7 protein-coding genes are annotated in these 6,000 nt (G+C 58.9%); 2 read left to right on the top strand and 5 right to left on the bottom strand.

All coding sequences use genetic code 11. The annotated features are described in order from the left end of the window. Nucleotides 1–308: 308 nt before the first annotated feature. Both WLY71_RS12740 and WLY71_RS12735 read left to right on the top strand, forming a co-directional pair. Nucleotides 309–998: an energy-coupling factor ABC transporter permease gene (locus WLY71_RS12740; protein ID WP_347803825.1), complete on the top strand. Its 690-nt coding sequence runs from the start codon at nucleotides 309–311 to the stop codon at nucleotides 996–998. 63 nt (nucleotides 999–1,061) lie between these two features. Then, nucleotides 1,062–1,277, top strand: coding sequence for a hypothetical protein (locus tag WLY71_RS12735; RefSeq protein WP_347803824.1), 216 nt, complete (start codon nucleotides 1,062–1,064; stop codon nucleotides 1,275–1,277). Nucleotides 1,278–1,280: 3 nt separating this feature from the next. Here the strand turns inward: WLY71_RS12735 and yacG are convergent, their stop codons facing one another. From yacG to pilB, 5 genes are read right to left on the bottom strand one after another with little or no spacing between them, the layout of a single operon-like run. Continuing rightward, a complete protein-coding gene (gene yacG / locus WLY71_RS12730) occupies nucleotides 1,281–1,481 on the bottom strand; it encodes a DNA gyrase inhibitor YacG (protein WP_223485972.1) in 201 nt (66 codons plus the stop codon). Then, on the bottom strand, nucleotides 1,478–2,101 hold the full coding sequence (gene coaE / locus WLY71_RS12725) for a dephospho-CoA kinase (protein ID WP_347803823.1): 624 nt from the start codon (nucleotides 2,099–2,101) through the stop codon (nucleotides 1,478–1,480). Before coaE ends, yacG begins: the two co-directional genes overlap by 4 nt. Further along, nucleotides 2,098–2,970, bottom strand: coding sequence for a prepilin peptidase (locus WLY71_RS12720; protein ID WP_347803822.1), 873 nt, complete (start codon nucleotides 2,968–2,970; stop codon nucleotides 2,098–2,100). Before WLY71_RS12720 ends, coaE begins: the two co-directional genes overlap by 4 nt. Nucleotide 2,971: 1 nt before the next feature. Beyond that, a complete protein-coding gene (locus WLY71_RS12715) occupies nucleotides 2,972–4,189 on the bottom strand; it encodes a type II secretion system F family protein (protein WP_347803821.1) in 1,218 nt (405 codons plus the stop codon). A 2-nt stretch (nucleotides 4,190–4,191) separates the two neighbouring features. After that, nucleotides 4,192–5,892, bottom strand: a complete 1,701-nt coding sequence (gene pilB / locus WLY71_RS12710) for a type IV-A pilus assembly ATPase PilB (RefSeq protein WP_347803820.1) — start codon at nucleotides 5,890–5,892, stop codon at nucleotides 4,192–4,194. Nucleotides 5,893–6,000 lie beyond the last annotated feature (108 nt).

The following is a 6,000-nucleotide window of genomic DNA, read 5'->3' as shown; positions in this document are numbered from 1 at the left end:
CGCGGCAAGGATGCCGCGGTAGCCGCCCCCGGCCATGGATGGCCGATGGCGGCGGGCCCCCGGAGCAATGCCGGAGTGAGGGCATGCCGAGCCTAGGCGAGGCACCGAATGGAGGGGCAGAAGCGCTTTGGTTACTTTCGCGCTTTTCGAAAGTGACTCGCTGTAAAAGCGAAACCGCCAGCAGCCGCTACCGCAGAAATGGATATGTACCCAGCCAGGGAGCGCCCCCCGAAGTCGAAGCGCATCCAAAGCCCGGTGTAGACTGAGAACCTGTCCTCTTTCGGCAAGACAAAGGAGTGCGCCTCACCATGATCGGTGCCGAATTACTGTCACCCGAATCCCTCGCGGCGGGGTGGTTGATCTATGTGCCGGTGCTGATCTGGGCCGTTGCGCGAGCACCGTGGGTCGAACTGTTCAGCGACAGTCGCCGCCAGCATCTGTTGTTCGGCACGGTGTTCGCGCTGTTCATGCTCTGGCTGGTGCGACAAGACTTCGACACCGGCGTGTCCTACCACTTTATCGGCATGACCGCCGTGACCCTGTTGCTCGACTGGCCGCTGGCGATTGTCGGCGGGTTGGTCGCGCAAGCGGGATTGGTGTTGCTCGGGCGGCAGGATCTGGCCGCGATGGGGGTCAACGGTGCGCTGCTGATTCTACTGCCGGTGCTGGTCACCGAGTGCTGCGCGATCCTGGTGGAGCGAGCGCAACCGCGTAATCCCTTTGTGTATATCTTCGTGTCCGGGTTTTTTGCAGCGGCGCTGTCGGCGTTGCTGTGCCTGCTGCTGGCGCTGTGGTTGCTGTGGTTCGACGAACGTTTCGCCATGCCGTACTGGCTGGAAGATTTTGTCGGTTATCTGTGGTTACTGATTTTCCCGGAAGCATTTATCAACGGCATGGTGGTCAGCGCGCTGGTGGTGTTTTGCCCTGAGTGGCTGGAGACGTTCAATCGCACGCGCTACCTTTCGGCGCCCTGGAAAGACGACGATCCCAAATCTTGATCCACATCAAATCCAAAAATCGCTGACGAATCCATGCTCGGGAAAACCTTCAGGAGCATCGAAATGAGTGTCTACGAATGGGCAAGGCAGGAGTTGCGCCAGAGTCTGGATGGGGCGCAGGAAGTGGGGTTTGATCCGGGTTTGAGCCTGCGCGCCTTGCTAAGCGCAGTGGTGCAACAGAGCAAGGCGGTGCGCAGCACCGCAGACCTGGCCGATGAGTTGCGTTTTCTTGCGGAAAACCTCGATGACAGCCAGGACTACGGTTTTATGCGGCCTTGAAGATCAGTGACGCGGGTCGAAGTCTTCGCTGAACAGTTCGTCTTCTGCATCCGGGCTGACTGGAATCTTGTGTTCTTCCGACGCCCAGGCGCCCAGGTCAATCAGCTTGCAACGGTCCGAACAGAAAGGCCGGAATTTGCTCTCGGGGCTCCATTCAACAGGGGCGCCGCAGGTTGGGCATTCGACGGTTGGGGTTTGGCTCATGACTGGCCTCCAGGCAAAGTAAGGTAAAAGTGATGCAGGCGTTCGACCTCGCTGTGCAGCCAGGCGAGGTCGCGGTCGTTGACCACCACATCGTCGGCGTGGCTCACGCGGTCCTGCCGGCTGGACTGGGCCTTGAGGATCGCCTGGACCTGTTGCTCGCTGGTCTGGTCACGCTGCAGGGTGCGCTCGATCTGTAATTGTTCCGGGGCATCGATCACCAGAACACGTTGGGTCATGGCGTACTGCCCGGACTCGATCAGCAGCGGCGAAACCAGAATCGCGTAAGGCGATTGTGCCTTGGCCAGATGATCGGCGATTTCCTTTGCGATCAGCGGATGCAGCAACGCTTCGAGCCAGCGGCGTTCCTCTGGCACTTCGAAGATCAGTTTGCGCAACGCCGCGCGATCCAGCTGTCCGTCGGCTTGCAATACGTCGGGGCCGAAGTGTTCGGCAATCTTTGCCAGCGCCGGGCGACCCGGTTCTACTACCCAGCGCGCTGCGTGATCGGCGTCCACTACGTGCACGCCCAGATCGATGAAGTGCTGGGCAGCCGCGCTTTTGCCGCTGCCGATGCCGCCGGTCAGGCCGAGAATCCAGGGTTTTTCCACAGGGGTATTCATTTCAAACCGACAAACTGCCAATAGAAGTCGGTTATTTGACCACCCCAGAGCAAGGCAATCCAGCCGGCAATTGCCAGAAAGGGTCCGAAGGGGATCGGTGTCGACGGTTTCGCGTTGCGCAGGCGCAGTAAAATCACGCCGACAACGGCGCCCACCATCGACGATAACAGGATGGTCAGAGGCAAGATCTGCCAGCCACCCCAGGCGCCAAACATCGCTAACAGCTTGAAATCACCGTGGCCCATGCCGTCCTTACCGGTGATCAGCTTGAACAGCCAGAACACTGTCCACAGCGCCATATAGCCGGCCACCGCGCCCCACAATGCTTCATGCAGGGACACGAAGAGCCCGAAGCTGTTGACGATCAGCCCCAGCCATATCAGCGGCAGCACCAGCACATCCGGCAGCAGTTGGTGCTCGGCGTCGATCAGGCTCATCGTCAGCAACCCCCAACTCAGGAGCAGCGCCATGCAGGCCTGCCAGCCGAAACCGAAATGCCAGGCGATGAACGCCGAGAGCAAACCGCAGACCAGTTCGGTCAGCGGGTAGCGTTTGCTGATGGCTGCCGTGCAGTTCGAGCATCGACCCTGTAAAAACAGATAACTGAGCACCGGAATATTTTCCCAGGCGCGGATTCGATGGCCGCAATGTGGGCACTGGGAGTGGGGTAGTATCAGGTTGAAGGTCGGCAGCGGCGTTTCGCCTGGCAAGCCCAACACTTCACGAGCCTCCTCACGCCATTCGCGGTCAAGCATTTTTGGCAGGCGCCAGACCACCACGTTGAGAAAGCTGCCAATCAGCAGGCCGACCAACATGGCTGCGATCACGAAGGTCAACGGGTGGAGGGTCAGAATGTCGTTCAAGGGCATGTCAGATCGCTGTGCCGAGTTGGAAGATGGGCAGGTACATCGCAACCACCAGGCCACCGACGATAACACCCAGCACCACCATGATGAACGGCTCCATCAGGCTGGTGAGGTTATCGACCATGTTGTCCACTTCGTCCTCATAGAAGCTCGCGACCTTGTCGAGCATGTCGTCCAGTGCGCCGGACTCTTCGCCAATCGCGGTCATCTGGATCGCCATATTCGGAAAGATACCGGAGGCGCGCATGGAGAAGTTCAGTTGCATACCGGTGGATACGTCCTGCTTGATGCGCAGCACCGCGCGCTTGAACACGATGTTGCCGGTGGCGCCGGCCACCGAATCCAGGGCTTCCACCAGTGGCACACCTGCCGCAAAGGTAGTCGACAGTGTGCGGGCGTAACGGGCCACGGCGGACTTGTACATCAGCGTGCCAATCAGCGGCAATTTCAGCAGCCAGGTGTCCATTCGGTCCCGAAAGGCTTGCGACGTTTTAAAGGCGTGGCGCACGCCGAAGATGGCCGCGATCAGCACGCCGAGCATCGCCCACCACCAGTCCTGCATGAATTCCGAGAGGCCGATGACCATCACCGTGAAGGCTGGCAATTCGGCACCAAACCCTTTGAACACCGATTCGAACTGCGGCACCACTTTGACCAGCAGAATCCCGGTCACAATGATCGCGACGAACACCACCGCCAGCGGATAGGTCATGGCTTTCTTGATCTTGGCCTTGAGGCTTTCGCTCTTTTCCTTATAGGTCGCCACTCTCTCCAACAGGGTATCGAGGGCACCGGCCTGCTCGCCGGCATCGACCAGGTTGCAGTAGAGCTCATCGAAATACTGAGGCTTTTTGCGCAACGACGCGGCGAAGCTGTTACCCGCCGCGACTTCCTGTTTCACCTCGTCGACCAGTGTGCGCATGGCCGGGTTATCGAAGCCTTCACCGATGATGTCGAAGGACTGCAACAGCGGTACACCGGCCTTCATCATGGTCGCCATCTGCCGGGTGAACAGAGCGATGTCCTGGGCCTTGATGCGCTTGCCCAGGTTGAAAATCGAGGCGGACTTCTTGCGTACCTTGCCGGGGGTGATGCCCTGTTTGCGCAACTGGGCCTTGATCAACGCCGGGTTCTGACCGCTCAATTCGCCCGTCATTTTGGTGCCTTTGCGGTCTGTGCCTTCCCAGGCAAAGACGCTGATTTTTGCTGCTTTGACCGCCATATTCAGTCCTTGGTGACCCGGTTGATTTCTTCAAGGCTGGTGATGCCTTGCATGGCCTTGAGCAGGCCTGACGTGCGCAGGTCGTTGAAGCCGTCTTTACGCATCTGACTGTCGATTTCCAGTGAATTGCCTTCGGCCATGATCAGCCGTTGCAGGTCCTGTGTGTTCTTCACCACTTCATAAATCCCGACTCGCCCTTTGTAACCGCCGTTGCAGTAATCGCAACCGACCGGTTCATAGATCGTGAACGAGCCGATGCGTTCCTCGGGGAAGCCTTCCTTGAGCAGCGCTTCCCGGGGAATCTCGATGGGTTTCTTGCAATGGCTGCACAGCTTGCGTGCCAGGCGCTGGGCAATGATCAGGCTGATCGAGGTGGCAATGTTGAAACCCGGAATGCCCATGTTGTGCAGGCGAGTCAGGGTTTCGGCGGCGCTGTTGGTGTGCAGGGTCGACAGCACCAGGTGACCGGTCTGGGCGGCTTTGATGGCGATTTCGGCGGTTTCGAGGTCGCGGATCTCTCCGACCATGATCACGTCCGGGTCCTGTCGCAGAAATGAGCGCAGCGCCTGGGCGAAGTCCAATCCCTGTTTGGGATTGACGTTGACCTGGTTGATGCCTTCCATGTTGATCTCCACCGGGTCTTCGGCGGTGGAGATGTTGATGTCCACGGTGTTGAGAATGTTCAGCCCGGTGTAGAGCGATACGGTCTTGCCCGAGCCGGTGGGCCCGGTCACCAGAATCATCCCCTGCGGCTGCTTGAGGGCGGCCATGTACAGTTCTTTCTGGTCGGGCTCATAGCCGAGGGCGTCGATGCCCATTTGAGCGCTGGACGGGTCGAGGATCCGGATCACCACTTTCTCGCCCCACAGGGTCGGCAGGGTATTGACCCGAAAGTCGATGGATTTGCTCTTGGACAGGCGCATCTTGATCCGCCCGTCCTGGGGCCGGCGCCGTTCGGAGATGTCGAGGCTGGCCATGACTTTCAGCCGCGCGGCGATGCGATTGGCCAGTTGAATCGGTGGTTTGGCGACTTCACGCAAGATACCGTCGGTACGCACCCGCACGCGGTAGGTTTTTTCATAGGGCTCGAAATGCAGGTCGGAAGAGCCGCTTTTGATCGCGTCCAGCAACATCTTGTGAACGAAGCGCACCACGGGCGCGTCATCGGCATCCTGTCCGGCGATGGCGTCTTGTTTGTTGTCATCGATCGACTCGATGTCCACGCCATCGAGGTCAACGTCGGCCATGTCTTCCAGGCCGGTGCCTTGGGTATCGAAGAATTTTTCGATGGCATCGGTGAGCTTGTCGTCTTCAACCAGGATGGCTTCGGTATTCAGCCCGGTGCTGAACTGGATGTCATTGATGGCTTGCTGATTGCTCGGGTCGGAAACGCCCACAAACAACTTGTTGCCGCGCCGCCAGAGGGGCAGCGCGTGATTCTGGCGAATCAGCTTCTCGCTGACCAGACCCTTGGGTTGGGTTTCCTTATCCAGACAGTTGAGGTCGAGCAAGGCCATGCCGAAGTGTTCCGAAGCGATCTCGGCGACCTGGCGACTCTTCACCAGTTTGTTCTGCACCAGATAACTGACCAGGGAGGTTTTGTTGCGTTGGGCTTGCTGATACGCCTGTTGCGCGCTTTTGTCAGTGAGCAGCTCGGCCAGGACCAATTGCTTGGCCAGACCGCTAAGGGCGATGTCATTCATTGGGATACCGGACGCAGACAGTTCATGACTTATAGCCTAGTCAAGCGGAGGAACCAAACCAGCGGCGTTCAGGTGACAAAAAGTGTCAGATAGTGCGGAATCTGGGGG

The sequence above is a fragment of the Pseudomonas rossensis genome (genome assembly GCF_039888995.1).
Taxonomy (GTDB): domain Bacteria; phylum Pseudomonadota; class Gammaproteobacteria; order Pseudomonadales; family Pseudomonadaceae; genus Aquipseudomonas; species Aquipseudomonas rossensis.
The sequence above is the reverse complement of the archived record's forward strand: the minus strand, read 5'-3'. Positions and strand labels throughout refer to the sequence as shown.

What these genes read in the sequence shown, in the direction of transcription:
- WLY71_RS12740 (WP_347803825.1), top strand. Translation starts at nt 309, where the DNA reads ATGATCGGTGCCGAATTACTGTCACCCGAATCCCTCGCGGCGGGGTGG.
- WLY71_RS12735 (WP_347803824.1), top strand. Translation starts at nt 1,062, where the DNA reads ATGAGTGTCTACGAATGGGCAAGGCAGGAGTTGCGCCAGAGTCTGGAT.
- yacG (WP_223485972.1), bottom strand. Translation starts at nt 1,481, where the DNA reads ATGAGCCAAACCCCAACCGTCGAATGCCCAACCTGCGGCGCCCCTGTT.
- coaE (WP_347803823.1), bottom strand. Translation starts at nt 2,101, where the DNA reads ATGAATACCCCTGTGGAAAAACCCTGGATTCTCGGCCTGACCGGCGGC.
- WLY71_RS12720 (WP_347803822.1), bottom strand. Translation starts at nt 2,970, where the DNA reads ATGCCCTTGAACGACATTCTGACCCTCCACCCGTTGACCTTCGTGATC.
- WLY71_RS12715 (WP_347803821.1), bottom strand. Translation starts at nt 4,189, where the DNA reads ATGGCGGTCAAAGCAGCAAAAATCAGCGTCTTTGCCTGGGAAGGCACA.
- pilB (WP_347803820.1), bottom strand. Translation starts at nt 5,892, where the DNA reads ATGAATGACATCGCCCTTAGCGGTCTGGCCAAGCAATTGGTCCTGGCC.